This is a genomic window from Arthrobacter terrae (assembly GCF_015708085.1).
Taxonomy (GTDB): Bacteria; Actinomycetota; Actinomycetes; order Actinomycetales; family Micrococcaceae; genus Arthrobacter_M; species Arthrobacter_M terrae.
In genome coordinates, this window is sequence record NZ_JADNYM010000008.1 from 115,545 (window position 1) to 140,981 (window position 25,437).

A 25,437-nucleotide genomic window follows, 5' to 3' on the forward strand; every position below is an offset into this window, starting at 1 on the left:
CTTAAACTAGGGTTGTGAACCAGATTGAACGTCTTGAACGGCTGCCCCTGCGCGATGACCTTCGCGGACAGCATCCTTATGGCGCTCCGCAGCTGGACGTCCCCATTCTGCTCAACGTCAATGAAAACACCTACGGTGTCCCGCAGGATGCCCGCGACGCCATCCTGAAAGCCGTCGATGACGTACTGGCCGGCCTCAACCGCTATCCCGACCGTGAATTTACCGAGCTCCGACGGGCTCTGGCTGCTTACCTGGGGCATGGGCTCGCCGCTGAGAATATCTGGGCCGCCAACGGTTCCAACGAAGTGCTGCAGCAGATTCTGCAGGCGTTCGGCGGTCCCGGGCGCAGGGTTTTGGGTTTTCCTCCCACCTACTCGATGTATCCGCTGCTGGCCAGCGGTACCGGGACGGAATACGTCAGTGGTGCCCGCGCCGCAGATTTTTCCCTGACCGCTGAGTCCGCGGCGAAGCAAGTCCGCGAACTCGCGCCGAATATTGTTTTCCTTTGCTCGCCGAATAATCCAACCGGCACGGCTCTGGGTAATGACGTCGTCGAGGCAGTGTATGAGGCCGGGAGCGCGTCGCGGACGGTAGTGATAGTTGATGAGGCCTATGCCGAGTTTGCCCACGATGGGACAGCCAGCGCCATCGCCCTGTTGCCCGGCCGGGAACGGCTAATCGTTTCCCGCACTATGAGCAAGGCATTCGCGCTGGCAGGGGCCCGGCTGGGATACCTGGCCGCGGCACCGGAAATTTCCGATGCTCTGCGGCTGGTAAGGCTGCCGTACCACCTATCCGCCATCACCCAGGCAACGGCTGTCGCGGCGCTGCGGAACTCGGATTCGCTGCTGGCCAACGTTGAGCAGATCAAAATCCAACGGGACAGGATTGTCGCAGGGCTCGCCGGGATGGGATTGCAGCCAGCGCCGTCGGATTCGAACTTCGTCTTCTTCGGCGGCCTCGAGGACCCGCAGTCGATCTGGGCGGGACTGCTTGCCTCCGGGGTGTTGATCCGGGATGTCGGCATCGCCGGCCATCTGCGGGTCACGGCCGGCACCGAGGCGGAAACGACGGCTTTCCTGACTCAGCTTGCGGTGCTTTTAGGCCACTGAGACGCAGTAATTCCTGAAGATCCCACCGATACTTTCTGTTCGATCCAGCACCTAAGGACCCGCCATGAGCGAGAACCAAACTTCCTCCGGAACTGCCCGCACCGCCCGGTTGTCCCGGACCACCAGCGAGTCGTCAGTGCTGGTTGAGGTGGATCTGGACGGCACCGGCCAGTCCAGCATCGATTCCTCCGTACCGTTCTTTGATCATATGCTCACTGCGCTGTCGAAGCACTCGCTCATCGACCTGACCGTCAAGGCGACGGGGGATACGCACATTGACGCGCACCACACCGTGGAAGATGTTGCCATCACCCTCGGGGAAGCGTTGGGCCAGGCGCTTGGTACGAAGGCAGGCATCAGACGGTTTGGGGAAGCCACCATTCCGTTGGATGAAGCACTGGCGAACGCAGTTGTCGACGTCTCCGGCCGGCCCTATCTGGTCCACAGCGGAGAGCCTGCAGGGCAGGAATATCACTTGATTGGCGGGCACTTCACCGGGTCCCTGACCCGGCACGTCTTCGAATCGATCGCGTTCCATGCCAGAATTTGCCTCCATATGACTGTCCTGGCCGGACGGGACCCACACCACATCGTTGAAGCACAATTCAAGGCGCTTGCGCGTGCCCTGCGCAGTGCGATCGAACCGGATCCGCGTGTCAGTGGTATCCCGTCAACGAAGGGCAGCCTGTGACGGCGGACCAGGATCCAACCGGGCCCGGTGGCGCCGCTAAACCAACGGTGACGGTGCTGGACTATGGCTCGGGCAACGTCCGCTCAGCCGTCCGCGCGCTGGAACGGGCAGGTGCAGCGGTGACCCTCAGCGCGAAGCCCGAAGACGTCCTCACCGCCGACGGACTCGTCGTGCCCGGAGTGGGGGCCTTCGCTACCGTAATGAAGGAACTCAAAGCCGTTGATGGGCTGCGGATGATCGGCCGCCGGGTGGCCGGTAGCCGACCGGTCCTGGCCATCTGCGTGGGGCTGCAGATTCTTTTTGACGGCGGCGTCGAACATGGAAACAGCGAGCCGGGAATGGGCGAATGGCCCGGAACGGTGGAACTGCTCCCAGCCTCCGTGGTGCCCCATATGGGGTGGAACACCGTTCAGGTCCCGCCCGGTTCTACGCTGTTCCGGGGCGTCGAGGCGGAGCGTTTTTACTTCGTGCATTCGTACGGCGTTCAGGAATGGGACTTCGATGTGGTGCAGCCGCGGATGCAGGCGCCCTTGGTTACCTGGTCCGAGCACGGGTCGCGCTTCATCGCCGCCGTCGAAAACGGACCACTGTGTGCTACCCAGTTCCATCCGGAAAAGTCCGGGGATGCCGGTGCCCGCCTGCTGCGCAACTGGGTAGACTCGCTGCGCAAGGCGGTGGCTTGAATGTGGTCCGTCATTCTGATGGGATTGGCCGGGCTCCTGGTCGGGGGCGCCATCGCCTTTCACCAACAGAAAAAGCCGCGCTGGACCGTGCTCTCTTTTGCGGTCCTGGCCGTTATGGCGCTAGTGGCCGCATTTCTGCTCACCCTACCAGGTAAATAACAGCACCTGGAATCAGCTTGCCCCAAACCATGAACCCAGACCAATGAGGACACGATGAACAGTACTGACACCGCCATCCTGGAACTGCTTCCCGCGGTAGACGTCGCCAATGGTCAGGCGGTGCGCCTGGTCCAAGGTGAGGCCGGCAGCGAGACCGGCTACGGCGCGCCGCTGGACGCCGCCTTAGCGTGGCAAAATGACGGGGCGGAGTGGGTCCATTTGGTGGATCTGGACGCTGCGTTCGGCCGTGGCTCCAATCTGGAAGTCATGCGTGAGGTAGTGCGGGCACTGAACGTGAAGGTGGAGCTCTCCGGTGGAATTCGGGACGACGCCTCGCTGGAAGGCGCCCTCGAGCTCGGTGCCGAGCGGATCAATTTGGGGACCGCGGCACTGGAAAACCCGGCCTGGACCGCTCGGGCCATTGATCGCTTTGGCGACAAGATCGCCGTCGGCCTCGATGTACGCGGCACCACCTTGGCCGCTCGCGGCTGGACCAAAGAGGGCGGAGATCTCTGGGAAGTCCTCGCCAGGCTGGAGGACGCCGGCTGCCCACGGTACGTGGTGACAGATGTGACGAAGGACGGAACGTTGCGCGGCCCGAATGTTGAGCTGCTTCGTGAAGTGCTGCAGCGCACGGGCAAGCCCGTTGTCGCCTCGGGCGGCATCTCCAGCCTGGCGGACCTGAGCGAACTGCGTGCTCTTGTTCCACTGGGGCTCGAAGGCGCGATCGTCGGCAAGGCGCTCTATGCAGGCGCCTTCACCCTTCCGCAGGCACTTGAAATTGCGGGGCGGCGTTGGGGGGCGTGACGGAAGGACCAGCACACCGTCCGCTGCCCGGACACATTACTGCTGCGTTGGCGGCGGCGGGCGGTTCCGCAGACTCCGCCGGCCAGCTCTGGCAGGGACGTTCGCTGAACCCGATGCAGACGTACCACAACTTTGACGACGACGACGGCGGCACTGACGCCGGGTACGCGGCGGCGCTGGCGGCACTGGCGGCAGGGACGGGGGATGAGGCGGCGGTAGTCCAGACCCTGGCCACCGCCCGGGTGTTCGTGCCGATCGTGGCGGAAGTGGCGGAAGTGGCGCAATCACAGGTGGGCGGGAACTCGCTGATGTCGGATAAAGAATCGGATATGGCGCTGGTGACCTTGACGGCGCCGGACGGTCGGCGGGCTCTGCCGGTGTTCAGCTGCACTGCAAACCTTGCCCGCTGGCATCCGCAGGCAAGGCCGGTGGCGGTCTACGCCTCCCGGGCAGCCCTTTCGGCGGTGGCCGAAGACGCGCAGTTGCTGGTGGTGGATCCGGGCGCCGGGCAAACCTTCGTCGCCCGCCGGCCAGGGCTGTGGGCGCTGGCCAGGCAGGAGCGCTGGCAGCCCAGTTACGCTGACCCGCAGATAGCGCAAGTGCTGGCCGCGTCGCTGGCGGCCGTGGCCCATCCGGCGCTGTTGGGAATCACCGCGGAGCCCGGGTCTGGAATCGTCTCTGCCGATAGCACCGGACGTGTCTGCGCCGGCGGCGGCGCGGGACCGGAGCTGCGGGTTGACGTGGCTTTGGCCGACGGTCTTGACCGGGGGGAACTGGACGCCCTGATGACGGACTTACAGCGGCTCTGGTCCAGTGACGAATATTTCGCTGTTGCGGTGGATTCTCTGGAGGTCCGCCTGCAGGCGGTGCGCTGAAAGTGGTGCGCTGAAAGTGGTGCGCTGAAAGCACCGACGGCATCGATGGGCACCGTGCTTAGAATGATGCCATGGCTGAGAAAACACCTGCACGGATTGATGCCGCTGCGTTGACTGTCCGCTTTGAAGCGACAGTGAGAACGATCGGTGGCCGCCTCATACTGAGGTTGCCTGACGATGCAAGCGCCAAGCTGCCGTCCCGGGGCCAGGTCGCGGTCAAGGCAGTAATGAACGGCCACGCTTTTCAAACAGTCATCGAACCCGACGGTATGCGCGGTCACTGGCTCGATGTCGACGAGAAGACGTCGCGGGCCCTGTCGGTCAGTGGCGGCGATACCGTAGCGCTTGGGATTGAACCGACCAAAGACTGGCCGGAGCCCGAGATTCCGGAAGATTTCCAAGCCGCGCTGGCCGGCGCGCCCGATATCTGCAAGGTGTGGCAGGGCATCACTGCGATGTCCCGCTGGGAGTGGGTGCGCTGGATAAATGCCACCAGGAACCCGCAAACCCGCAGCCGGCGCGTCGAGGTCGGTATCTCCAAGCTCCGATCCGGCAAGCGACGGCCATGTTGCTTCGATCTCGCCTCATGCACCGACCCGGACCTGTCCAGGAACGGCAAACTCGCAGCAGCAGTGTGACCAATGTGAGGTCGGCCATGCTGTCGTGGGCGGTGCGGCAGCGTCTGGGATCGTGGCAGGGGCTTCCTGCGCCTAATCAAGATAGGATGCGGGAAGCCTCCGCAGCCGGTCAGCTTGGCTGCGGCACGCACACTTTAGGACGGCGTAGCCGGATTTACCACTGATGACTTTACGACGAATGAGAAGGAATACGCAGGGTGAATTTCGCCGGTTACCGGGAACTGCTCTCGATCGCCCCCGTACGAAGGCTGCTCTTGGTGGCGATGCTGGCACGCATCCCGCATGCGGCGGCAGGTGTCCTGGTGACACTGCATGTCGTCGATACGATGGGTCTGGGCTATGGAGCCGCCGGGGGCGTGGCGGCCGCCGTCACCGTCGGTATTGCCCTCGGCGCGCCGTGGCGGGGGAAACGGGTGGATTTGGTGGGTCTGCGCCGTGCCCTGATTCCGTCGGTGATTTCGGAGGTTGCGGTGTGGTCGGTGGCACCGTTCCTGGGCTACCAGCTGTTGCTCGTGGCGGCCGTCATCGGCGGGCTGTTCTCGGTGCCGATCTTTTCCGTGGTCCGGCAGGCTCTGGGAGTGATGGTCCCTCCGGCGAAGCGGCGGACCGCTTATGCGCTCGATGCCGTGGGCGCGGAACTGACCTTCATGGTGGGCCCGGCGGCGGGCGTCTTGCTCGCCACCACCTTGCATTCGGTGGCGGGCCTGATTTTAATCGGTGCCGCATCGGCCGTGGCCGGTCTGCTGCTGATGTGGTTCAACCCGCCGACCCGCTCTGGCCAACCCGACAGCTACCAGCAGGACGTTAACGACGAGGTTGCTTCGATGGAGGAGCTCTCTCCGGCTGAGGCAGCCGATAGTCAGTCGTTCGCCGGGACCAACGCAGTGGGCAGGTTCTGGGGCCGTACCAGAGGGAATCTGGCCTGGCTCAATGTTGGGGTGATCGCTGTTCTCGGAGCCTCCTTGGGCGCCGGGTTGGTGCTGTCCGGGACCGATGTCGGCATTGTCGCTGTGCTGCGCGATTCCGGGCAGATCTCCGAAATGGGCATCGTACTCGTGTTCTGGTGTGCCGCATCGGTGGTCGGCGGTCTCATTTATGGTGCGTTGAGCAGGCCCGTGAACCCATTGTGGATGCTGGCGGCGATGGCAGTGTTGACGATCCCGATGGGTTTCGCCACGGACACCTGGACCTTAGCCCTTTATTCGATCCCGCCCGGACTGTTATGTGCACCGGTCCTGACCTCCAGCGCGGAACGGATCGCCGAGCTGGTAGCGGAAAAACGCCGCGGCGAGGCGATGGGCTGGTATGGCTCATCGCTGACATTGGGGAGCGCAGTCGGGGCACCTTTCGGCGGAATGATGATCGACGCCGTCGGACCGTGGGGAGGTTTCACCATGATCGGGGTCCTGGCCGCGGTGTTGGCGCTGGCGGGCCTGCTGGCGCAGTCCTTGAGACGGCGCTCGCTCAGATACCCGGCCAGCGTCTAAGCCTTCCTGCTCAGTTGACGGCGCCGGTGAACTTCTCGCCCGGCCCCTTCCCCGGTGCATCCGGGAATTCGGACGCCTCGCGGAAGGCCAGCTGCAGGGACCGCAGGCCATCGCGCAACGGACCGGCGTGCTGGCTGCCGATCTCCGGGGCGGCCGCGGTAACAAAACCTGCCAGCGCTGTGATCAGCTTGCGGGCCTCGTCGAGGTCCTTGAGCTCTTGGGCATCGGCGCCATCGGCAAGTCCGCACTTAACTGCTGCTGCGCTCATCAAGTGCACTGCCGCCGTCGTAATAACCTCGACGGCGGGGACCTCAGCAATGTCGCGCATTTGCCCGTGCGCCCGGTCGTCATCGGTGATTGCGCTGGAGGACTGCGGACCCACAGCGGCGCGCTCCGGCTCGGGACTGAAACTGTGACGGGTGTGCTCTGCCGCTGAATTGTTTTCTGAGGTACTCATGCTGGTAAGCTTGTCACAGACCAACTGATTGTCGTTATTTCGCCCGGATCCCAGACTGCCGGCAACAGCAGATGCGGATGGCGCGCAGAGCACATTCAGTTAGCAAGCGGAGTTCTCTCCCACCCGTCGACCCGGAAAGGTCCTCCCCGATTAATCCGGGCAGGCCCCCGGAGTTACCGGGTAAAGGTCGGCCGGGCTTCGACAGGAGCGCCGTGGATACCCTTTCAGGGACATCCGATTGCCGATCTCCGAGGCCTCTGATTGCGCCAGCAGTCGGAGGCCTTCTCCTGTTTCTGGTGTCAGTTACGTTCGTCAAGACCACAGGAGTTACACATTAGCGAGCCACGAATCAACGATCGGATCCGCGTCCCCGAGGTGCGGTTGGTAGGACCAGCAGGTGAGCAGGTCGGTATCGTTCGCATTGAAGACGCACTGCGTCTTGCCGCTGAGTCGGACCTTGATCTTGTTGAGGTAGCGCCGACTGCGAAGCCGCCGGTGTGCAAACTGATGGACTTCGGCAAGTACAAGTACGAGGCTGCTGTCAAAGCCCGTGAGGCGCGTAAAAACCAGACCAACACGGTCCTGAAGGAAATTCGTTTCCGTCTCAAGATCGACAAGCACGACTACGAAACAAAGACCGGTCATGCGCTGCGCTTCCTAGGAGCCGGGGACAAGGTCAAAGCCATGATCCAGTTCCGCGGCCGCGAACAGCAGCGTCCGGAAATGGGTATCCGTCTGCTCCAGCGCTTTGCCACGGATGTGGGTGAGGTTGGAGCAATCGAGTCCAGCCCGCGCATCGACGGCCGGAATATGGTTATGGTGATCGGGCCGTTGAAGAACAAAGCGGAGGCCAAAGCCGAAGCCCGACGCGCCGCGCAGCGTGCGGATTCCAAGGCACACAACGAAGCGGTGGCTTCCGGCCACGAGCGCGTCGATGTGGACCGCGACAGCCAGGCACCGATGACGCAAAGCCTTGCCGAATTGCTGCCTGAGGGATTGCACCTGAACGAAGACCGCACGCCGGCCCCTGCGGCCGTCGCACCGGCCGCTACCGGAACAGTGGAAACTCCGGCAGCTCAGACGCCGGACTCGGAAAGCACTGTTTCGGCTGCAACGGAGGCCGCCAGGACCGCCGACAAACGCCCGGCGTCAGCTCCTGCCGGCGGCGGGTCACCGTCGATGGGACGTCCGGCTACCTCCACACGTCCGGTCGCATCCGCACGGCCGGCTACCTCTGCACGGCCGGCAACGTCCGCACGGCCGGCTACCTCCACAGGGCCGACGACGGCTAAGGCTCCGTCGGCCACCGCTCCGTCGGCCACCGCTCCGGCGGCTGCACGGCCGGCAACGGCCGCGAAGGCCCCTGCTTCGGCAGGTCCCTTGGCCGCACCCAGCGTTGCCGCACGGCCGGTGACGAAACCGGCGGAAGCGGCGAAGCCAGTGACCGCCAAGCCAGTTCCTGCTCCGAAGCCGGTGCCTATGCCGAAGCCGGTCGCAAAGCCCGCTCCGATCAAGCCTGCATCGGTCAAGCCTGCGTCGGTTAAGCCTGCATCGACGAAGGCAACAGAAGCCAGGCCTGCAGCGAAAGCGGCGCCGCGTGCAGCGGACAGCCAGCCTGCTGCTGCCGAGGGCAGCAAGGAAACCCCAGACTCAGCTGAGTAGGGCAGCCGCCCTATCCGGCCGTGAATTACCCCCCCCAGTGACCTAACCGGTTGCTGCAAAGAGAACCACAGGCAGCGCCGGTGGATACGTAAGGAGATCGGTTCCCATGCCGAAAATGAAGACCCACAGCGGTGCCAAGAAGCGCTTTAAGCTCACCGGAAGCGGAAAGCTCAAGCGGCAGCAGGCAAACCGACGCCACTACCTTGAGCACAAGCCGTCCTCGCTGAAGCGTCGCCTGGCCGGCGACAGGATTGTTGCTCCGGCAGATGCACGCAACATCCGCAAGATGCTGGGCATCTGACCCACAGTCAATCGGCTGCTTACCCGAACCGGGTAGCGGCACCGCAATAAGCCTTCTCAGGCACGTTTGGCTTGGGATCACAGAAATCTAAGGAGTACGCACGTGGCACGTGTGAAGCGGGCGGTTAACGCCCATAAGAAGCGTCGGGTTATTCTTGAGCGCGCCAAAGGCTACCGGGGACAGCGTTCACGGCTGTACCGCAAGGCAAAAGAGCAGCTGCTGCACTCGTTTGTGTACAGCTACGGCGATCGCCGTAAGCGCAAGGGTGACTTCCGCCGCCTCTGGATCCAGCGCATCAACGCGGCATCCAGGGCCAACGGGCTCACCTACAACCGGCTGATCCAGGGCCTGAAGGCCGCTGAAATCGAGGTGGACCGCCGCATGCTGGCTGATCTGGCTGTCAACGACGCCAGGGCGTTCGCCGGCTTGGTTCAGCTGGCCAAGGCCGCACTTCCTGCCGACACCTCGGCACCGGTGGCCCGCTAACGTAGAACGCAGCCATCCGGCCCGGCTTTTTAGGCCGCGGCGGAACACTGCTACAGTCCTAGAATGACTGAATCCGGGCGTCCGCCAGCAGATGCAATGACCAATCCCCGAGCAGATCGGGTGCGGGACGTTGCCAAGCTGGCAGGGCGCCCGGTTCGTTTAAGGCGCGGACAGTTCCTGGCGGAAGGACCGCAGGCCGTAGGCGAAGCGCTCAGGGCACACCGCGACGCTCTCACCGCAGGCGGCAGCGAGTTGGTGACCGAGGTGTATGCCAGTCTCGAGTGCCTGAAGAAACATCCCCAGCTGCTCGAACTTGCCGAAGATCCGGTCTGCCGACTGCACATGCGGGTGGCCAGCGAGCTGGTGCTTGAAGCCATGACGGACACCGTCACGCCGCAGGGGATCCTCGCCGTCTGCAATTTTGTGGATGTCCCACTGGACCAGGTGTTGGCCGGGAAGCCAAAGCTCATCGCGGTGCTATGTCAGGTGCGTGATCCCGGCAATGCGGGAACGGTACTGCGTGCCGCGGATGCTGCGGGCGCTGATGCCGTCGTATTTACTGCCTCCAGCGTTGACATTTATAATCCCAAGGCGGTGCGTTCCACCGTCGGCTCGCTGTTTCATTTGCCCGTGGTCACCGGGGTCGAGGTGGGCGACCTGGTCAGGCAGTGCAAGGCAGCGGGCATGATGGTCCTGGCGGCCGACGGCTATGGGCACCTGAACCTCGATGATCTGCAGGACGAAAGTGCAGCCCGCGGCTTCGATCAGGAAGTGCCGGAATCACAGTGTGAGTTGGAGAAGCCCACCGTGTGGTTGTTCGGCAATGAGGCCCGTGGCCTTTCCGAGGAAGAGCTGATGGAAGCGGATCACCGTGTGGCGGTTCCCGTGTATGGATCCGCGGAAAGCCTCAACCTCGCGACCGCCGCCACCGTCTGTCTTTACGCCACTGCCCGGTCCCAGCAGCGCGACGGCAGACAGTAGACCCGACGCACTGAGGAACGTACTAAGCCGGATCGTGGAACGTTAGAAAGGGCCGGCACCAATGGTGCCGGCCCTTTCCGTGTTTGCTGATTTCAGTTCTGGTCCTGATGTCAGGCGTTGCTTTTGTTCCGCCCCGTGATCATGCCGTAAATACCGGCGACCACGAAACCACCAATGATGGCAAAAATCCAGGTTCCAAGATTGAAGAACCCGCTGATCGCGTCCTGGCCAATGACCAAGCCGGAAATCCAGCCACCGACGATGGCACCGACAACGCCGAGAACGAGGCTGGTTATCCAGCCACCTCCGACTCTGCCTGGCATGACGGCCTTAACAATTGCTCCAACGATCAGTCCAAGAATGATCCATCCAATGAAACCCATGACTCCTCCTTCAGGTCAGCTTACGAATAGAACACTAGCATCCTTGAAGACGCGGTAGAAAGCAGGCTGAGTACGTTTACTCTTCGTGTTGGGTATTTTCTCCACGGAAGGTACGATTTAGCCGGGAATTACCGCCGGAGAGCGGAGAATTTATAGGTGATTGTAATCAACAGGGGAGTGTCATTGTGTCCAGCAGCGGGGGAAGTAAGGCCATCGTCGCGGCGCTGGTGGCCAACGTGTCGATTGCGATACTTAAATTTATTGCGTTTCTCCTGACCGCTTCGTCGTCAATGTTGGCTGAATCGATCCATTCACTGGCAGATTCGGGAAACCAACTGCTCCTGCTGGCTGGCAGAAAACGGTCCAAACGGCAGGCCAGTGCCGAACATCCCTTCGGTTATGGTCGGGAACGCTATATTTATGCCTTTATTGTCTCAATAGTGTTATTCAGCGTCGGCGGTCTTTTTGCGCTCTATGAGGCCTATGGGAAATTCCAGGAGCCCCACGGCATCGATGCCAAGTGGGCGTGGGTCCCTCTGCTGGTCCTGATCGGCTCGATTATTCTGGAAGGATATTCGTTCCGGACAGCCATAAAAGAATCCAATCTCACGCGCGGAAGTAAAAGCTGGATCCAGTTCGTCAGAACCGCAAAAGCTCCGGAACTGCCGGTGGTGCTGCTGGAGGACTCTGCGGCGCTGGTTGGTCTGATCTTTGCCCTGTTCGGCGTATCCATGACGCTTGTGACAGGGGATGGCCTATGGGATGCGGCGGGAACCGCGTTGATCGGGCTGCTGCTGGTGACGGTAGCCGTCATACTGGCGATTGAAACGAAATCGCTGCTGCTGGGCGAATCGGCCACGTTGGCAGACGTGCGGGCCATCGAGGCCGCGTTGGTAGGCGGCGGAGTGAGTCACATCATCCACCTCAAGACCATGCATCTGGGCCCGGAGGAGCTGCTGGTGGCCGCGAAAATTGCGGTGCCTGCCACCGATTCGGCCGTGGGCATTGCCGCCGCCATTGATGCCGCGGAGCAACGCATCCGCACGGCAGTCCCGATTGCCACAGTCATCTACCTGGAACCGGACATTTACGCAGAGAAGTCCGGGATCTGAGGTGGCCGCGTGGGCCGCGAGGGGGCCTTCCGGCGATTCGGCCCCATCGCGGGCACCTCAGCTGCGGCCGGAGCGGGCAACTCTGCCGTCCGGCGCCGGGCGGGACGCATTTGAACTGAGCCGGCGGCGATGGTCCACCCGGCCGCTGATCAGCGCGATCGCGAGCCCGATGACGGCCAGGCCCGCCCCGACCACGGCGGGGGCGACATATCCCCAGCCCCAGGCGATGACGAGCCCGCCGAGGAAGGCGCCGAGGGCGTTGGCTACGTTCAGTGCGGCATGGTTCAGCGAGGAGGCCAGCGACGGCGCATCGGGAGAGACATCCAGCAGCCGGGTCTGCAGCGCGGGGACCAGCATGGCACCGGCCGCGCCGACAACAAAAATCATCACCAGGGCGCTCCACTGGACATGGACGGCCAGGCTGTAGAGCAGCAGCATCATGGCGATGAAGGCCATGACGGCATAAATGCTGCCCAACACCGACCTATCCGCAATCTTCCCGCCGATGACATTCCCGGTGACCATACCCAGCCCGTACAGTGCCACGACCACGGGCAGGAAATCTGCAGGGAATCCCGCTACATCCGTCATGGTCGGGGCGATGTACGTATATACGGCAAAGAAACCGCCGAATCCGACGATACCGATTAACAGAGCGAGCCAGACCTGCAGCCGTTTGAGCGCGCGGAGTTCGGTGCGGATGCTGGCGTCTTTGGCGGCCTTCTGCGCGGGGACGAACCGGAGAATACAGGCCAGCGTCAGCAGGCCGATCAGGGCCACCAGCACGAACATTAGCCGCCAACCGAATTGCTGGCCGATCAGTGTTGCCAGCGGGACGCCGACGACGTTGGCGATCGAGAGCCCGAGCATGACCATGGAGATAGCGTGACCGCGCTTGGTCGGTGCGACCAGTGACGCTGCAATCACGGCCGCCACGCCGAAGTACGCCCCGTGCGGCAGGCCGGCCACGAAGCGGCTGACCAACAGTGAGCCGAAGTCGGGCGCAAAAAACGATGACAGGTTGCCCACAGTGAAAAGCACCATCAATCCCAGCACCAGCTTCTTGCGCGGCAACCGGGCGCCGACGGCGGCCAGCACCGGAGCGCCGACCACCACCCCGAGCGCGTAACTGGAAATCAGATGCCCGGCATCGGGAATGCTCACGTGCACGCCGTTCGCGACATTGGGCAGCAGACCCATCATGGCAAATTCCGTGGTTCCGATGCCGAATCCACCGACAGCGAGCGAAAAGATGGCCAGTGTGACCTGGCGGGGGGACAGTGAGGTCGTAGTCATTCGTCTCTCGGTAGCGTTCGGTGGGGAACAGCCGTTCATGGTCACGGACTACGCTGTCCGGTTCCATCCTAAGTGGCCCTAAACTGGGGCCCGTGACAGTACTCAAGCAGATCGTCGGCGGGGCCATCGTGGATTCGCTGCAGAATCCCCGCCGGCTGCTCGCCGGCCGCCGCACAGCACCCGTTGCCTATGCCGGGATGTGGGAATTTCCCGGCGGTAAAGTGGAAGAGGGCGAAGCCCACGAGGCCGCACTGCACCGGGAACTCCATGAAGAGCTCGGCGTTGGTGTGCGGCTGGGACCGGAACTGCCGGGACCGACGCCGGCGGGCTGGCCGCTGAACGATCGGGCCGCAATGCGCGTCTGGCTTGCCGAACTGGTCCGCGGGACACCGGCCCCGCTGCAGGATCATGATGAGCTGCGCTGGGTTGCGCTCCACGGCGGTGCCGGGGAGCTGCTGGCCATGCCGTGGATCCCGGCAGACCTGCCGATCGTGCACGCGCTCCTGGCCGCCGTCGGCCGGAAAACGGTCTGAATCCGGTTCTGACCGTCGTGGCGGAAACTGTGCCAGACTGGAGCTTTACCAAATCCAGGAGGATCAGATGACGACGTCCGATGACCCTACGGGCTCTGACCCGCAGCAGGGGCAGTCAACCGGCGCGAAGACCGGCCCTAGCGAAGACATGAAAAAGAAGTTCCGTGAAGCCCTGGACCGCAAGAACGGGCAGCATCACGCGACGGTTGAGGCGTCCACCGGGGCGAAGATAAACCACGAACATGGATCCGCCTCGCAGAAGCGGGAATTCCGGCGCAAGAGCGGGTAGGTAGCCGGCGAACCTCCGGTGGCCCGCACATGGTTATCGCCTACGCCTCATGGTGCCACAATGGCACCGTGAGGCGTATGAATTTGCGGGACGAACCAGAGGACGTTTATCTCACCCTAGCCGCCGCTGCCGAGGAGAACAGGCAGTCGCTGAGCGCGTTCGTTGTCGACCGGCTTGCAGAGGCGGCCCGTGTAGTCCGCAGCGCCGACTATGTGCGCACGTATCCGGCACCACAGGGAACGGCTGTCAGCGTCGATGATGCCGTGGCAGCAGTCCGGGAGGTTCGGGAGGCGTCGTGAGCCCGGCGGTCATGGATGCCTCCTCTGTCCTGGTGGCTTTTTATGCCGCAGCCGATCCTCGCCACGCAGCGGTTGCCGAGCGCCTGATGGTTGGTGATGCCCTGTTCGCGCCGGCACACCTCGACGTTGAAGTCGTCTCCGCGCTGCGGGGTCTGGTCCGGAGCAATGCGGTGTTGGAGCAAACCATCCCCGGTGCGCTTGCTCACCTTGCGGGGTTTCCGATCCGTCGCATGCCGCTGCCCCACTACTGGAACGGATCTGGGAGCTGCGGCACAACATCACGGCGTATGACGCCGGCTACGTCGCTTTGGCCGAGCGTCTCGAAGCAGTGCTGATCACCTGTGACGCCCAGCTCGCCGCGGCGACCGGATCGCGCTATGGCCGGGGCGGGGTCCAGACCCAGTCCCGGATCTCCGGCAGATCTTCCAGATGCTCGTGTATGTACTCCTCATGCCGGGTCAGCATCCGCTGGCAATGTTCTACGAGGGTCTGGGCCCCGTCGAAATGTCCGTGTACGCGCCGCAGGGCTTCCATGGCCAGGTGGTAGCGGCTCATTTTGTTCAGCACCACCATATCGAACGGCGTCGTGGTGGTGCCCTGCTCGCTGTAGCCGCGGACATGGAAACGCTCCGGAATACTGCGCCCGTGCAGCAGCTGGTGGAACGCGCGGGCATAGCCGTGCCACCCCACCACCACATCCACATCGGCCGTAAAGAGCTTCTCGAATTCGGCGTCCGAGAGTCCATGCGGGTGGGCGTCGCGCGGTGGAAGCACCAGCAGGTCCATGACGTTGACAACGCGAACGGTCAGCTCCGGCACGTAGCGCTGCAGCAGCCAGGAAGCTGCCAGAATTTCCTCCGTCGGGACGTCGCCGATACAGGCCAGCACAATGTCGGGCCTGGTCTCGGGGGCATCCTCAGCCGCGGTGCTGACGACCGGATGAGGCTCCTGGAGTTCGTTGCCGGCCCAGTTCCAGATGGACGCTCCCGCTGCGGCATGCCGCCGGGCCTGCTCCAGCGTCAGATACTGCGGGTGCGCCTGCTTGTCCACGACCAGCAGATTAACGTAGTTGCGGCTGTGCAGTACGTGTTCGGCCGCGGCCAGCAGAGTATTGGAGTCCGGCGGCAGGTACACGCGCACCACGGAACCGGAGAGCGAGAGAACCGTGTCGATCAGACCGGGGCCTTGGTGGCTGAAGCCGTTATGGTCATTGCGCCAGCAGGTGGAGGTGAGCAAAATGTTCAGGCTCGGGACTGGTTTGCGCCATTCCAGCTCCCTCGCGTGCTGGAGCCATTTAACATGCTGAATGGTCATTGAAGCACTCACCATGGCAAAGGCCTCGTAGGTGGCGAACAGCCCGTGCCGCCCGGTGAGCAGGTAGCCCTCCAGCCAGCCTTGGCACAGATGCTCCGACAGTACTTCCATCACCTGGCCGTCGGCGGAGACGTGCTCGCCGCCGTCGTCGGCCTGTTCGAGCAAACAGCGGTCCGTTACCTCAAAGACGGCACCGAGCCGGTTGCTGTTCGTCTCATCGGGACAGAACAGCCGGAAGCGCGGATCCGCTTGCGAATCGGTGTAGATGTCGCGCAGCATTTCACCCAGCGGACGGGTGGTCTCGTGTTTCGTGGAGCCGGGCACCCCGACCGTGAGCTCGTAGTTCTCCAGCGCCCGCAGGGGCAGGGTCTGCGGATCCGCACCGCCATTGGCGAACGGCGTGGCACCCATCCGCAAGTCGCCCGCCGGCGCCAGGGCGGCCAGCTCCGGCAGTAGCCGGCCGGATTCATCAAAAAGTGTTTCCGGCTGGTAGGAGCGCAACCAGTCCTCCAGCTGCCGTAAATGGTCGGGGTTTTCCCGCACGCCGGACAGCGGCACCTGGTGCGAACGGAAGGTTCCCTCCATCTGGACACCGTCCACTACAGCAGGGCCGGTCCAGCCCTTGGGCGTCCGTAGGATAATCGCCGGCCAGCGCGCCGGACCCTTGACGCCGTTCTCCAGCGCGTCCTGCTGGATTTCGACGATCCGCCGATGTGCCTGGTCCACTGCCGCAGCCATGGCCGGATGGACCTTGGCCGGGTCGTCACCGGAAACCACGACAGGATCCCAGCCGTGGGCAGCCAGCAGGGCGCTGACCTGCGCGTCGGACTGGCGGCCCAACACCGTTGGACCGGAGATCTTATTGCCGTTTAGGTGCAGAATCGGCAGCACGGCACCATCCCGGGCGGGATTGAGGAATGCGGGGGCCTTCCACGACGCGGCCAACGGCCCGGTTTCGGCCTCGCCGTCGCCGATCACGCAGGCCACGATCAGTTCCGGGTTGTCCATCGCCGCACCCGTTGCATGCGCCAAAGAGTAACCCAGCTCGCCACCCTCGTGGATGGAACCGGGAGTCGGCGGACCCACATGGCTGGGAATACCGCCGGGCGTGGAGAACTGGCGGATCAGCCGCCGCAGCCCGGCATCGTCCTCGGTGATCTGGGGATATATCTCGGAGTACGTCCCTTCCAGATACACATTGGCCACCACCGCCGGGCCGCCGTGTCCCGGGCCTGACACGAAGAGGACCTTGGCCCCGGTTTGGCCAATGAGCCGGTTCAGATGGACGTAGACCAGGGACTGTCCCGGGCTGGTGCCCCAGTGACCTAAGAGCCGTGGCTTGATGTGTTCCACGCACAGCGGTTCGCGCAGCAGCGCGTTCTCCTGCAGGTAAATCTGCGCCACCGTGAGGTAATTCGCAGCGCTCCAGTACCGGTTCATGAGGGCGAACTCAGTGGAGGAGCTGGTGGATACGGAGTCTGTTGAGCTGGAGTTCAAGGCCGCCTGCTTACTGTTTGGCCGACGATTATGGTTGCTGAATGCGACCAGCCGGTGTCGGATAGTGGCTGCGGTTCCAGCGTGACACAGGTTCACGGGGATTGTTAGACCCCGGCACCGCGACCGCCGGCGACCAGCCGGGATTAGCGACGCAGCGGGGATGTACGGTTCGGCTGGAACTGACGGTTCAGCCGGGACTGACGGTTCAGCCGGGACTGACGACGGCGGCCGTTGCCTCCGCGATGGCGCGCTCCTCATCGGTGGGCACCACCAACACCGCAATCGCGGAATCCGGGGTACTGATAACCCGGGCCTGTTTGCTGTGGGCGCGGTTAGCGGCCTCGTCGAGGCTGATGCCCAGGGCCGTCAACCGGTCCGCCACCAGCGCGCGGAACCGCCAGGAATTTTCCCCGATACCGGCGGTAAAGACGACGGCCCGGGCTCCGCCCACTGCCACATGGTAGCCGCCGATGTATTTGGCGAGCCGGTAGGACGCAATACTCAGCGCCGTCTGCGCAGCTTCAGCGCCGCCGTCGGCCGCCTCGACCACCGAGCGCATGTCATTATCTCCCGCCAGACCGGCGAGACCGGATTTCCTGTTGAGCAACTCATCGAGGCCGTCGGCGTCCAGGCCCTGACGCAGCAGGAAGATCAGGATGGACGGATCGATGTCGCCGCTCCTGGTGCCCATCACCAACCCTTCCAAGGGGGTGAAGCCCATCGAGGTGTCGATGCTCTTCCCGGCATGGACAGCAGTGACGGAAGCGCCGTTGCCCAAATGTGCAATGACGGCGTTGAAATTCTCCGGCTGGATTTTCAACAGCCGTGCCGCCCGGACCGAGACGTAGCCCACCGACGTGCCGTGGAAACCGTACCGGCGGATGCCATAGCGGCTGTAAAGCTCATCCGGGACGGCGTACCGCCAGGCGTGCTCCGGGAGCGTGCGGTGGAAGGCGGTGTCAAAGACGGCGACCTGGGGAAGCGTGGGCCATTTTGCCGCAATCGCGCGGATGCCCAGGACATTAGCCGGATTGTGCAGCGGCGCCAGCGGGTTCAGCCGCTCAATGGCACGGGTGATCTCGTTGTTGATCAGCACCGGTTCGCTAAAGCGCTCTCCACCATGCACCACGCGGTGTCCGACCGCGTCGAGCTCACGGCCGCCGAGGACGGCGGAAACCGCTGCGTCGATCCGGTCCAGTGCCTCCGCGTGGTCTGCCACGGCGTCTGGTCCCGGATCCGAGCCGCCGATCCTGTCGATCAGGCCCTCCGTCAGGATGCCGCCGTCGTCGTTCCTGCCGTCGTCCCCGCTGACGCCGTCGTCGTTCCTGCTGACGCCGTCGTCGTTCCTGCCAGCGATATCACGGACCTGATACTTGATTGAAGAGGAGCCGGAATTGAGTACCAGAATGAGCATGTCAGTGGACCTTCTTGTGGATGGGGGAGACTCCCGTGTGCGCCTGAACGACGGTAATCGCCACTGTATTGACGATGTCCTCCACCGTGCAGCCGCGCGAGAGATCATTGACGGGCTTGCGTAAACCCTGCAGGATCGGGCCGACGGCGACCGCCCCGGAGGACTGCTGCACCGCCTTGTAAGTGTTGTTGCCGGTGTTCAGATCCGGGAAAATGAAGACCGTCGCCTGCCCGGCCACGGAAGAACCCGGCATTTTTGACGCTGCAATGGACACGTTGACGGCGGCGTCATATTGGATGGGTCCTTCGACAGGAAGATCCGGCCGGAGCCCGCGGACCAGGGCCGTGGCGCGGCGGACGCTTTCGACGGCGCCGCCGGAGCCGGATTCACCGGTCGAGTAGGAAAGCATTGCGATTCGCGGCTGCACGCCGAACTGGGCCGCCGTCTCGGCGGACGCAACGGCAATATCGGCCAGCTGCTCCTCATCCGGGTCCGGATTGACTGCGCAGTCGCCATAAACCAGCACCCGGTCAGCAAGCAGCATCAGGAAGACCGAGGAGACTATCCGCACCCCGTCCCGGGTCTTGACGAATTCCAGGGCCGGGCGAATGGTATTAGCTGTAGTGTGGGCGGCACCGGAGACCATCCCGTCTGCCTTGCCGAGCTGGACCATCATGGTGCCAAAGTAAGAGCCGTCAAGCATTACTTCCCTGGCCGAGGCCAATTCGATGTTCTTGTGCGCCCGCAGCCGCGCGTATTCAACCGCGAATTCCTCCCGCAGCGCACTCTCGGCGGGATCCACGATGGTCAGGCCGGCCAAATCGACGCCGGTGGACGCGGCCAGTTCGCGGATCTGTGCCACGGGTCCCAGCAGCGTCAGATCACACACATCGCGTCGGCGCAGAATCTCCGCCGCCTGCAGGACGCGTACGTCGGTTCCTTCGGGCAGCACAATACGCCGCCGCTGCAGGCGCGCCCGTTCGATCAGCTCGTGCATGAAGCGCAGCGGCGTCATCCGCTCGGGCCGCGGCAGGGTGAGCCGCTCCAGCAATTCGGACTCATCCACGGCCTTGGCCCAGGCTCCCAAGGCTGCGGCGGCCTTCCGGCGCTCTCCGGTGGCAATTTCACCCCGGACTTCGCTGACCCGCCTAGCGCTCTGGTAGGTGTCTTCCGGTACTGCGAAAACGGGAAACGGCGCGTGCTCCAGCAGCGGTCTAATGTGTTCGTCGGGGGCGAGGCCGCCGGTGAGCACCAGCGCCGATGGAACGGGCAGCTTTGGAGAAAGCGCCGATGCCAGCGTGGCTACGATCACATCGGCGCGGTCCCCGGGAGTGATGACCAAGTCGCCGTCGAGCAGTACATGCAGGAAGTTGCCCACGCTCATTGCGGCAACCTTGATGCCCGCGACGTCGCGTTCCAGATTCGCAGTACCTGCGATTCTGGTCCCGTTCAAAGCGGCGGCGACGGCGGCCACGGTAGGGCGGGAGAGCTCCTCCAGCTCCGGAATCACATAAACCGGGCGGTGTGATTTTCCGGGACGTACCGCGGCGAGGATATCCGCAACGCCGGAACCATCAGCGCGGTTAACTATCATGGCCAACAGCGAACAACCCGCGGCATCCAACTCGCGGCGCGCCACATCGACGGCGTCCGCTGCCTGCGCGGCCGTCAGCTCGCGGGCGCTAACCACCGCGACGACGAGGGCGCCGAGGTTGTTTGCCAGCCGGGCATTCAAATCAAATTCGACGGCGGCGTTCTGCCCCACCAAGTCCGTGCCCTCGACGATAATCACGTTGCAGTGCCGGGCCAATTCGGCATAAATTCCAACGCAGGCCGCGTCAATATCTTCGCGCCGCCCTGCTGCCATTAGCCCGCGGGCCTGCGCAGCCGTCAGCCCACCCCGGCACCGGGACGCGTCAAGCCTGAAGTTCCGGCGCATCAGCAATACCATCGGATCCAGTTCGGGATCCGCCACCTGCACGATCGGGCGGAAGAATCCGATTCTGTCCGCGTGCCGGTGCAGCGCATCCGCCAATCCCAAAGTGACCAGTGACTTACCTGATCCCGGCGACGTTGCGCTGACGTAGATTCCCCTGGTCATCGGTTCTCCTGAACTGCTCACTTCATTTCAAGGATGGTCTGCCGCCTACCACGCTACCCGTGACCGGCGCCGATGGGTGCCGCCGCACTCCGCCGCACGCGGTGCCCGGTTTGGGGCAAAAAGGTTCCGGTTTTGCGCGTTCCGCCGGCGCCGGGATCGTCAGCCAGGACAACGCCGGCCTGCGCCGGCTAAATCCGTCAGTTCTCAGTTCTCAGTTCTCAGTGCTCCGCGGGACTGCATGGAGCTGTTAGGTTTGCTCCATGGCTGAATTCATTGAAGATTGTGATGTTTATGCGGCGTCGTCTTACCCGGTTGAGATTTCTGCGGGACATCGCATGCTGGGCAAAGTGAAGTTGAAAGCACGTGTGAATACTGAAACCGGCGAGGTCAGTTTTCACGTTCCTGTTGACGAGATAGCAAAGCTCCGCTGACTAAATAATCAGCAAAGCATCTATGTGGGTGCCATGTAGGGGAATACGTACCGGGACAGCGTGCAGTTCTGTTGGCGACGGCGTTCTTCAGCCAGGATCACGGTGTTGCTCGAGACTTCGCCAAGAGAGCCGGCTGCTGCCTCCCGAGAACGACGCGCCTGGAGCACACTTCCGAAAAATACCGAGCGCGACTGCCCTCGGGGAGACCGCTCAGGTCGTCCCGAGGTTCACCACCCTTCCAGTTCCTCAGGAAAAGCCAACATCCAGAAGTGCGGGAGGGCTGCGCGCAGAGTGATCCACTGGACCTCGTCCAAGGCGGCTGGTTGGGGAATAGCCACCAGCACACACGCGCCATCAGCAGCCAGCCGTTCCAGGCAGACCCCGCAGGGACTAAGTACCCGAAAAGCACCCTCTGGGTCCCTATGTAGGCAGACCGGCGCGACTACCGGTTGACCGTTTTGGAAAACCTCGCAGTAAGGGTCCGCCTCATGGCAGACATCGACACTGGGCTTGATCGCATCCGGAGAGGTGCCGGTCAGCACGGGGGTCCTATGAGCCGAACACCACCGAGCCATAGCTATTACAAGCTCGATCTGAATCAAAGCCGCGCATAGCGAATGCCGAAAGGCATGTGGGACGTGAGTTTGTATGCCGAGTTAACGGCAGCTTCCGCGCCGTCCAGCGCCGAATGCCGCCACAGGATGAGAGCGATGGAGGCGCCTTTGAGTATCGGATTAGGCTCGTTATATGGACGAATTCGACATTTCGATTGATTACGAACTATTCCGTATCAGCGAGAGATACCAGCCGGACGGGAGGCTCAGCTACGACTTTGCCTGGCTTAATGGTCCGGCGGATGGGACCTACGGGTTCACGATCGGCCGTAGCGGGGGTGAGGCAGCGCCTGCCGATTCAGACGGTGCTTCGCGCATGTCCCGGGAAGAACTGGTCGAGCAAGCGCGCTCCTTGTTGGATTCGTTCTATGCGGCGGGAGGCGTAGGAGAAGAAGATTTCCCAGATCATGTTCCACCGCAATTTGGTCTCTGAGTCGTAGTGTGCAGAAGCCACCGGGTTTTCCGCGGACCGCAGCCCGCTGGGGAACCTCCACCAGGACGCCTCAATGCTCCGAAGGTGGATCGCTGGTCCGGCCTTTCCGACAGCAGCGGGGTACAGGTTATTCGTTAATGGCGGTTCCGCCCCCCCCCCCCCCCGCTGACAAACCGTCGGATGAGGACACCGAAACGGCGCATTAAGTCATTGCCAGCTTCTCGGGCTGCCGGTGACACAGTGTCCAAAGTAAGGAATCCATGTACGAGCCCGTCGTGTGGAAGGGGGCGCACATCTACGTCTCGACCCTTTAGCTGACGGGCCAGGGCCTCGCCCAGCCCGACTCTTTCAGTGCGACGCTTGGCTGCGACAGGGTCAGGTCCGTGTTTGGACAGACGAGCAATATAGGACGCAAGCGTGCCCCGGTGGACATCACCTGATTTGTGGCCATAACTGCGATCAAGCCGCCTGTGCTGTCACCGGCGATGGCCGGCGGTCCAAGAATCGAACCGGGCGATTCGGGTCGATGGCTGGCCCAGGTCAGTACCGCGACCACGTCGTCGATAGCGGCAGGCGCAGGACGCGCTGGTAGTCAACGGCCAGCACAGCAGTGCCGGCCTCTCGTGCAAGTCGGCGACATGTCCGGTCGTGGGACTCAAGGTGTTCCCGAGCAGCTCGCAGTCTCGAGACGTCCAACGGAACAACTCTTGCTTCACGAACGTCTGACACCCATGACGTCAGCTCGGCGTCGCGGAGTATTTCACCCACGGCATCATTGTCCACGGCCCACCGGCACAATACCTCACGAAGCTCACGCCGGCGGCTAATCCGTCGAGAATGCGCCGATCAGACAGAAGGAAGCTGTCCCATTAGCCGAACCTCCTACGGGAGGTCTAGCCGGGCTCCGAGGACCGCGCGGATTGTGATAGCCCCGCCATGATCGTCCTTAATGTGCCGCATGCCGATCTTTTCTGCGACACGACGAGAGGCTCCGTTGTCTGGATGGATGATGGCGACGAGCAGTGGAACGTTGAGCTCATCGCGGGCGAAGTCCTTGCACGCTGCTGCTGCTTCGGTGGCGTAACCTTGGCTTTGTTCGCCCACGAGCAGGTGATAGCCGACCTCCAGTTCCATGCGGCCGTTGACGTCTTGCCAGGTGAGGCCGCAGTCTTCGGGAAACTGACCGTCGAGGGTTTCCACGATCCACAGGCCGTAGCCGTGTTCGGCGTAGTTCGCTTCGTTCCAGGCGATCCATTGCGCAGCCTGTCTGCTGAAGTCATCTGACGGAATCGAAGCCGAGGCGTCTGTTGGGGGAGCACTCACAAGCTTACGGACGTCCCGTAACCCGAACTTTGAGCGGACGCGTTCATTCCGATTGAGAGAGTACGCGTTCCCAGGCTGTTTGGTTTCGGGCAACGTATTCTGCGGCGGCACGCCAATGCTCCCGTGCCCCTTCACATACATATCTGCCCACGGCTGGAATCCGCTCTCCCTTGACGAACGTAGAAGTTCGAACATTGCAGCGCCTGTTTCGCCATAGTGGCCGGCAACGCCTCGCGCAACGCGAGGTTGGCCTTATACCCTGCTAAAAAGGTGCGCAATCCCGCAGCAGCGCGTACGGCACGCTTAGCTATTCCGAAATCGGATCCATTTGCGGGACAGCTGGTCGGTGGTTAGTGAAGATCGCCGTTGGCGTGCTGTAAACGGGGGCTAGAAATGACTAACCAGTGCGACACCATCCCGTGGTCAGAGCTGGCCATGCTGTTCACGGATGCGTGATCCTTCAACTCTTGGTCTCGTTGGGATGGCTTGTATGGACCTGCTCAAGAAAGACCACTTGATCTACGACGTAGAACCAGATGCGGGTATCACCCTTGAGCGTGGGCTTGTGCTGCCACCGCTCATGGGAGGCCCCGGCACGCTTCACAAGACCGAGCTCACCGCGTAGAGGGTAGTTGAAGGGTGTTATCTGCTCAGGGGTGTGCGTTAAAAAATCCCAGGCATCCACCAGAGGATTCCTGATCGTGGCTTTCAGATCTCTCCAGCCACGCCGCGCCTGGACGGAGGCAAACTGAAGTTCGTACTCGCTCTTCTTCGTCGGCCGCTCAACCTTTTCGCTCTTCTCACTCTTCGCCATGCTCTACGGACGCTCGACGGCTTCCGAGTCGTCGAGCCACTCCATAGGTTCCTTGCCGAGACCGGCTGCGACGGCCGTGGCACTCTCACGCCATGAGGTCAGTTGCGCAATGGCCAGATGCGGCTGATTGGTGGCAAACGACGCCCTTGCTGCTGCCAGGACATCATCGGCACAAGTCTCTTGGTCAGCGGCGCTCAGAGCAAGCATCCACGGGAAGCGGTCGCTCATACGGGCTGCAAGTGTTCCCTCCATGCTTGTTGAGACTGCAACGAGCTGGGCTGCCAGTTCCAACAGTGAAATACGTGCCGCATCTGCGCTCTCGGACATCAGCACGAGGGACTCGCCGTCACGGCGGGTGACTCGAACAGGATGGTCTGCCGCTGCTGCAAAGACATCGGCAGAGGAGCGGCTCAGTTCAGAAGACTGAAACGACGTCCGGGTCCTGAAGGGCTGGGACGTCGTTGGGGCTTTGGAAGACTGGAAGGTCTTTCGTGATCGTGTTGCTGCGCTCATACAGCAACACTAACTCAGAACGTGTTCTGAAGTCTAAGGGCGCTACGCCAGGAACCAGCGGGCTGGCGTAGGGGCTTCGAATCGGTCGCGTTCCACAAGTGGGCCTTCACCGGGACGCCTCACCGTTTCCGACAGCGGAACCCTCATCGAGTGCAGTCACCGGCAGCCAAGATGTCGGGCCCGTGAGCATGTTGGGTGGGATTTGCGCGGGGCGGCCGTACTGTTCGCGAGTCCCGATTCTGAAGCCTCAGGAGCAGGTCTTGAGGAAGGCCGTTGCGCCTGCCTTGGCGTGGAAGGTGACGGTGTGTCCGTTCTCGTCACGGAAAACTGCTTCCGAGCCGGCCACTGTGATCGAGCCCGCCTGGTAGGGGTTTCCCCAGCCCAAGGGCGGATTGCCAAGTCCGTCGTCCCGTGGTTTGTCGGCGACGAAATAAGTGTCCTGGACCCGGACCTCGTAGATGCCACAGTGCGTATAGAGGTTGATCGCCGTGCCCGGGCCGGCCGCAACGACCAGACTTCTCAAAGGGCCAGCCGGTGCAGCCCCGGGCGATGCGCAGCCACACAGCACTGCTAATGCTGCTACCGCAAACGAGAAGACCTTTCCAGAGATTCGCCAGCCGACCAAACCGCCACCTCCCGTCTTAAAGGATCGGAGAATATGCATGGAGACTACTGGTGCGCAACATCGCGCGCAAGGAGTCTCGGTGATGGATCCCCCACAGGGCTGCATTC

General features: G+C 62.9%; 29 protein-coding genes and 1 pseudogene. 19 read left to right on the forward strand and 11 right to left on the reverse strand.

What is annotated here, in order from left to right; translation table 11 throughout:
• Positions 1-14: 14 nt before the first annotated feature.
• The 8 genes from IV500_RS07950 to IV500_RS07985 all read left to right on the forward strand — a co-directional run bounded on the left by IV500_RS07950 (position 15) and on the right by IV500_RS07985 (position 6,452).
• A complete protein-coding gene (locus IV500_RS07950; protein ID WP_196396260.1) occupies positions 15-1,112 on the forward strand; it encodes a histidinol-phosphate transaminase in 1,098 nt (365 codons plus the stop codon).
• 64 nt (positions 1,113-1,176) lie between these two features.
• The gene (gene hisB, locus IV500_RS07955) at positions 1,177-1,803 is read left to right on the forward strand and encodes an imidazoleglycerol-phosphate dehydratase HisB (RefSeq protein WP_196396261.1); all 627 of its coding nucleotides are present in this window, start codon (positions 1,177-1,179) and stop codon (positions 1,801-1,803) included.
• Positions 1,800-2,486 (forward strand): imidazole glycerol phosphate synthase subunit HisH, encoded by a 687-nt coding sequence (hisH, locus tag IV500_RS07960; RefSeq protein WP_196396262.1) that lies wholly within the window; start codon positions 1,800-1,802, stop codon positions 2,484-2,486. The genes hisB and hisH overlap by 4 nt, the downstream gene beginning before the upstream one ends.
• Complete coding sequence (locus IV500_RS07965; RefSeq protein ID WP_196396263.1) at positions 2,487-2,645, forward strand: CG2302 family histidine operon protein; 159 nt, start codon at positions 2,487-2,489, stop codon at positions 2,643-2,645.
• 54 nt (positions 2,646-2,699) lie between these two features.
• A complete protein-coding gene (gene priA, locus IV500_RS07970) occupies positions 2,700-3,452 on the forward strand; it encodes a bifunctional 1-(5-phosphoribosyl)-5-((5-phosphoribosylamino)methylideneamino)imidazole-4-carboxamide isomerase/phosphoribosylanthranilate isomerase PriA (RefSeq protein ID WP_196396264.1) in 753 nt (250 codons plus the stop codon).
• Positions 3,449-4,327, forward strand: coding sequence for an SseB family protein (locus IV500_RS07975; protein WP_312875865.1), 879 nt, complete (start codon positions 3,449-3,451; stop codon positions 4,325-4,327). The genes priA and IV500_RS07975 overlap by 4 nt, the downstream gene beginning before the upstream one ends.
• Before the next feature lie 71 nt (positions 4,328-4,398).
• On the forward strand, positions 4,399-4,965 hold the full coding sequence (locus IV500_RS07980; RefSeq protein ID WP_196396266.1) for a YdeI/OmpD-associated family protein: 567 nt from the start codon (positions 4,399-4,401) through the stop codon (positions 4,963-4,965).
• A 197-nt stretch (positions 4,966-5,162) separates the two neighbouring features.
• Positions 5,163-6,452 (forward strand): MFS transporter, encoded by a 1,290-nt coding sequence (locus tag IV500_RS07985; protein ID WP_196396267.1) that lies wholly within the window; start codon positions 5,163-5,165, stop codon positions 6,450-6,452.
• Between the two features lie 10 nt (positions 6,453-6,462).
• Here the strand turns inward: IV500_RS07985 and IV500_RS07990 are convergent, their stop codons facing one another.
• Positions 6,463-6,780, reverse strand: a complete 318-nt coding sequence (locus IV500_RS07990; protein ID WP_230854697.1) for a DUF1844 domain-containing protein — start codon at positions 6,778-6,780, stop codon at positions 6,463-6,465.
• Positions 6,781-7,284: 504 nt separating this feature from the next.
• Between IV500_RS07990 and infC the strand changes: the two genes are divergently transcribed.
• The 4 genes from infC (at position 7,285) to IV500_RS08010 (ending at position 10,339) form a co-directional block, all read left to right on the forward strand.
• Complete coding sequence (gene infC, locus IV500_RS07995) at positions 7,285-8,571, forward strand: translation initiation factor IF-3 (RefSeq protein ID WP_376770194.1); 1,287 nt, start codon at positions 7,285-7,287, stop codon at positions 8,569-8,571.
• Positions 8,572-8,677: 106 nt separating this feature from the next.
• Complete coding sequence (rpmI, locus tag IV500_RS08000; RefSeq protein WP_196396269.1) at positions 8,678-8,872, forward strand: 50S ribosomal protein L35; 195 nt, start codon at positions 8,678-8,680, stop codon at positions 8,870-8,872.
• A 102-nt stretch (positions 8,873-8,974) separates the two neighbouring features.
• Entirely contained in the window at positions 8,975-9,358 is a 384-nt protein-coding gene (rplT, locus tag IV500_RS08005; RefSeq protein WP_196396270.1) for a 50S ribosomal protein L20, read from the forward strand.
• A gap of 63 nt (positions 9,359-9,421) precedes the next feature.
• Positions 9,422-10,339: a TrmH family RNA methyltransferase gene (locus IV500_RS08010; protein ID WP_196396271.1), complete on the forward strand. Its 918-nt coding sequence runs from the start codon at positions 9,422-9,424 to the stop codon at positions 10,337-10,339.
• 110 nt (positions 10,340-10,449) lie between these two features.
• Here IV500_RS08010 and IV500_RS08015 read toward each other — a convergent pair whose 3' ends face one another.
• Positions 10,450-10,722 carry a GlsB/YeaQ/YmgE family stress response membrane protein gene (locus IV500_RS08015; RefSeq protein ID WP_196396272.1) on the reverse strand — a complete coding sequence of 91 codons (273 nt, stop codon included), beginning with the start codon at positions 10,720-10,722 and terminating at the stop codon, positions 10,450-10,452.
• A 185-nt stretch (positions 10,723-10,907) separates the two neighbouring features.
• Between IV500_RS08015 and IV500_RS08020 the strand changes: the two genes are divergently transcribed.
• Positions 10,908-11,834: a cation diffusion facilitator family transporter gene (locus tag IV500_RS08020; protein WP_196396273.1), complete on the forward strand. Its 927-nt coding sequence runs from the start codon at positions 10,908-10,910 to the stop codon at positions 11,832-11,834.
• Positions 11,835-11,891: 57 nt separating this feature from the next.
• Here the strand turns inward: IV500_RS08020 and IV500_RS08025 are convergent, their stop codons facing one another.
• Positions 11,892-13,130: an MFS transporter gene (locus IV500_RS08025; protein WP_196396274.1), complete on the reverse strand. Its 1,239-nt coding sequence runs from the start codon at positions 13,128-13,130 to the stop codon at positions 11,892-11,894.
• A 92-nt stretch (positions 13,131-13,222) separates the two neighbouring features.
• Here IV500_RS08025 and IV500_RS08030 point away from each other — a divergent pair, with 92 nt between their 5' ends.
• The 4 genes from IV500_RS08030 to IV500_RS08045 all read left to right on the forward strand — a co-directional run bounded on the left by IV500_RS08030 (position 13,223) and on the right by IV500_RS08045 (position 14,586).
• Positions 13,223-13,663 (forward strand): (deoxy)nucleoside triphosphate pyrophosphohydrolase, encoded by a 441-nt coding sequence (locus tag IV500_RS08030; protein WP_196396275.1) that lies wholly within the window; start codon positions 13,223-13,225, stop codon positions 13,661-13,663.
• 67 nt (positions 13,664-13,730) lie between these two features.
• Positions 13,731-13,952: a DUF5302 domain-containing protein gene (locus IV500_RS08035; RefSeq protein WP_196396276.1), complete on the forward strand. Its 222-nt coding sequence runs from the start codon at positions 13,731-13,733 to the stop codon at positions 13,950-13,952.
• A gap of 68 nt (positions 13,953-14,020) precedes the next feature.
• Entirely contained in the window at positions 14,021-14,251 is a 231-nt protein-coding gene (locus IV500_RS08040) for a hypothetical protein (protein ID WP_196396277.1), read from the forward strand.
• Positions 14,248-14,586, forward strand: a complete 339-nt coding sequence (locus tag IV500_RS08045) for a type II toxin-antitoxin system VapC family toxin (protein WP_196396278.1) — start codon at positions 14,248-14,250, stop codon at positions 14,584-14,586. The genes IV500_RS08040 and IV500_RS08045 overlap by 4 nt, the downstream gene beginning before the upstream one ends.
• A 40-nt stretch (positions 14,587-14,626) precedes the next feature.
• Here the strand turns inward: IV500_RS08045 and IV500_RS08050 are convergent, their stop codons facing one another.
• The 3 genes from IV500_RS08050 to pta form a co-directional block, all read right to left on the reverse strand.
• Positions 14,627-17,062, reverse strand: coding sequence for a phosphoketolase family protein (locus IV500_RS08050; RefSeq protein ID WP_281064011.1), 2,436 nt, complete (start codon positions 17,060-17,062; stop codon positions 14,627-14,629).
• A gap of 205 nt (positions 17,063-17,267) precedes the next feature.
• Positions 17,268-18,476: an acetate/propionate family kinase gene (locus IV500_RS08055; protein WP_196396280.1), complete on the reverse strand. Its 1,209-nt coding sequence runs from the start codon at positions 18,474-18,476 to the stop codon at positions 17,268-17,270.
• A gap of 1 nt (position 18,477) precedes the next feature.
• Entirely contained in the window at positions 18,478-20,577 is a 2,100-nt protein-coding gene (gene pta / locus IV500_RS08060) for a phosphate acetyltransferase (RefSeq protein WP_196396281.1), read from the reverse strand.
• A gap of 260 nt (positions 20,578-20,837) precedes the next feature.
• On the opposite strand from pta, the gene IV500_RS08065 reads away from it, so the two are divergent.
• Both IV500_RS08065 and IV500_RS08070 read left to right on the forward strand, forming a co-directional pair.
• Positions 20,838-21,008, forward strand: coding sequence for a hypothetical protein (locus IV500_RS08065; protein ID WP_196396282.1), 171 nt, complete (start codon positions 20,838-20,840; stop codon positions 21,006-21,008).
• A gap of 747 nt (positions 21,009-21,755) precedes the next feature.
• Positions 21,756-22,055, forward strand: a complete 300-nt coding sequence (locus IV500_RS08070; protein WP_196396283.1) for a hypothetical protein — start codon at positions 21,756-21,758, stop codon at positions 22,053-22,055.
• Positions 22,056-22,365: 310 nt separating this feature from the next.
• Here IV500_RS08070 and IV500_RS22260 read toward each other — a convergent pair.
• The 5 genes and pseudogenes from IV500_RS22260 to IV500_RS08095 all read right to left on the reverse strand — a co-directional run.
• A pseudogene (locus tag IV500_RS22260) lies at positions 22,366-22,632 on the reverse strand (alpha/beta hydrolase fold domain-containing protein); the annotation flags it as partial.
• 305 nt (positions 22,633-22,937) lie between these two features.
• Entirely contained in the window at positions 22,938-23,378 is a 441-nt protein-coding gene (locus IV500_RS08080; protein WP_312875866.1) for a GNAT family N-acetyltransferase, read from the reverse strand.
• A gap of 460 nt (positions 23,379-23,838) precedes the next feature.
• Complete coding sequence (locus IV500_RS08085; protein ID WP_196396285.1) at positions 23,839-24,192, reverse strand: hypothetical protein; 354 nt, start codon at positions 24,190-24,192, stop codon at positions 23,839-23,841.
• A gap of 3 nt (positions 24,193-24,195) precedes the next feature.
• The gene (locus IV500_RS08090) at positions 24,196-24,705 is read right to left on the reverse strand and encodes a prevent-host-death protein (protein ID WP_230854657.1); all 510 of its coding nucleotides are present in this window, start codon (positions 24,703-24,705) and stop codon (positions 24,196-24,198) included.
• A gap of 247 nt (positions 24,706-24,952) precedes the next feature.
• On the reverse strand, positions 24,953-25,228 hold the full coding sequence (locus IV500_RS08095) for a hypothetical protein (RefSeq protein ID WP_230854658.1): 276 nt from the start codon (positions 25,226-25,228) through the stop codon (positions 24,953-24,955).
• Positions 25,229-25,437: the final 209 nt, after the last annotated feature.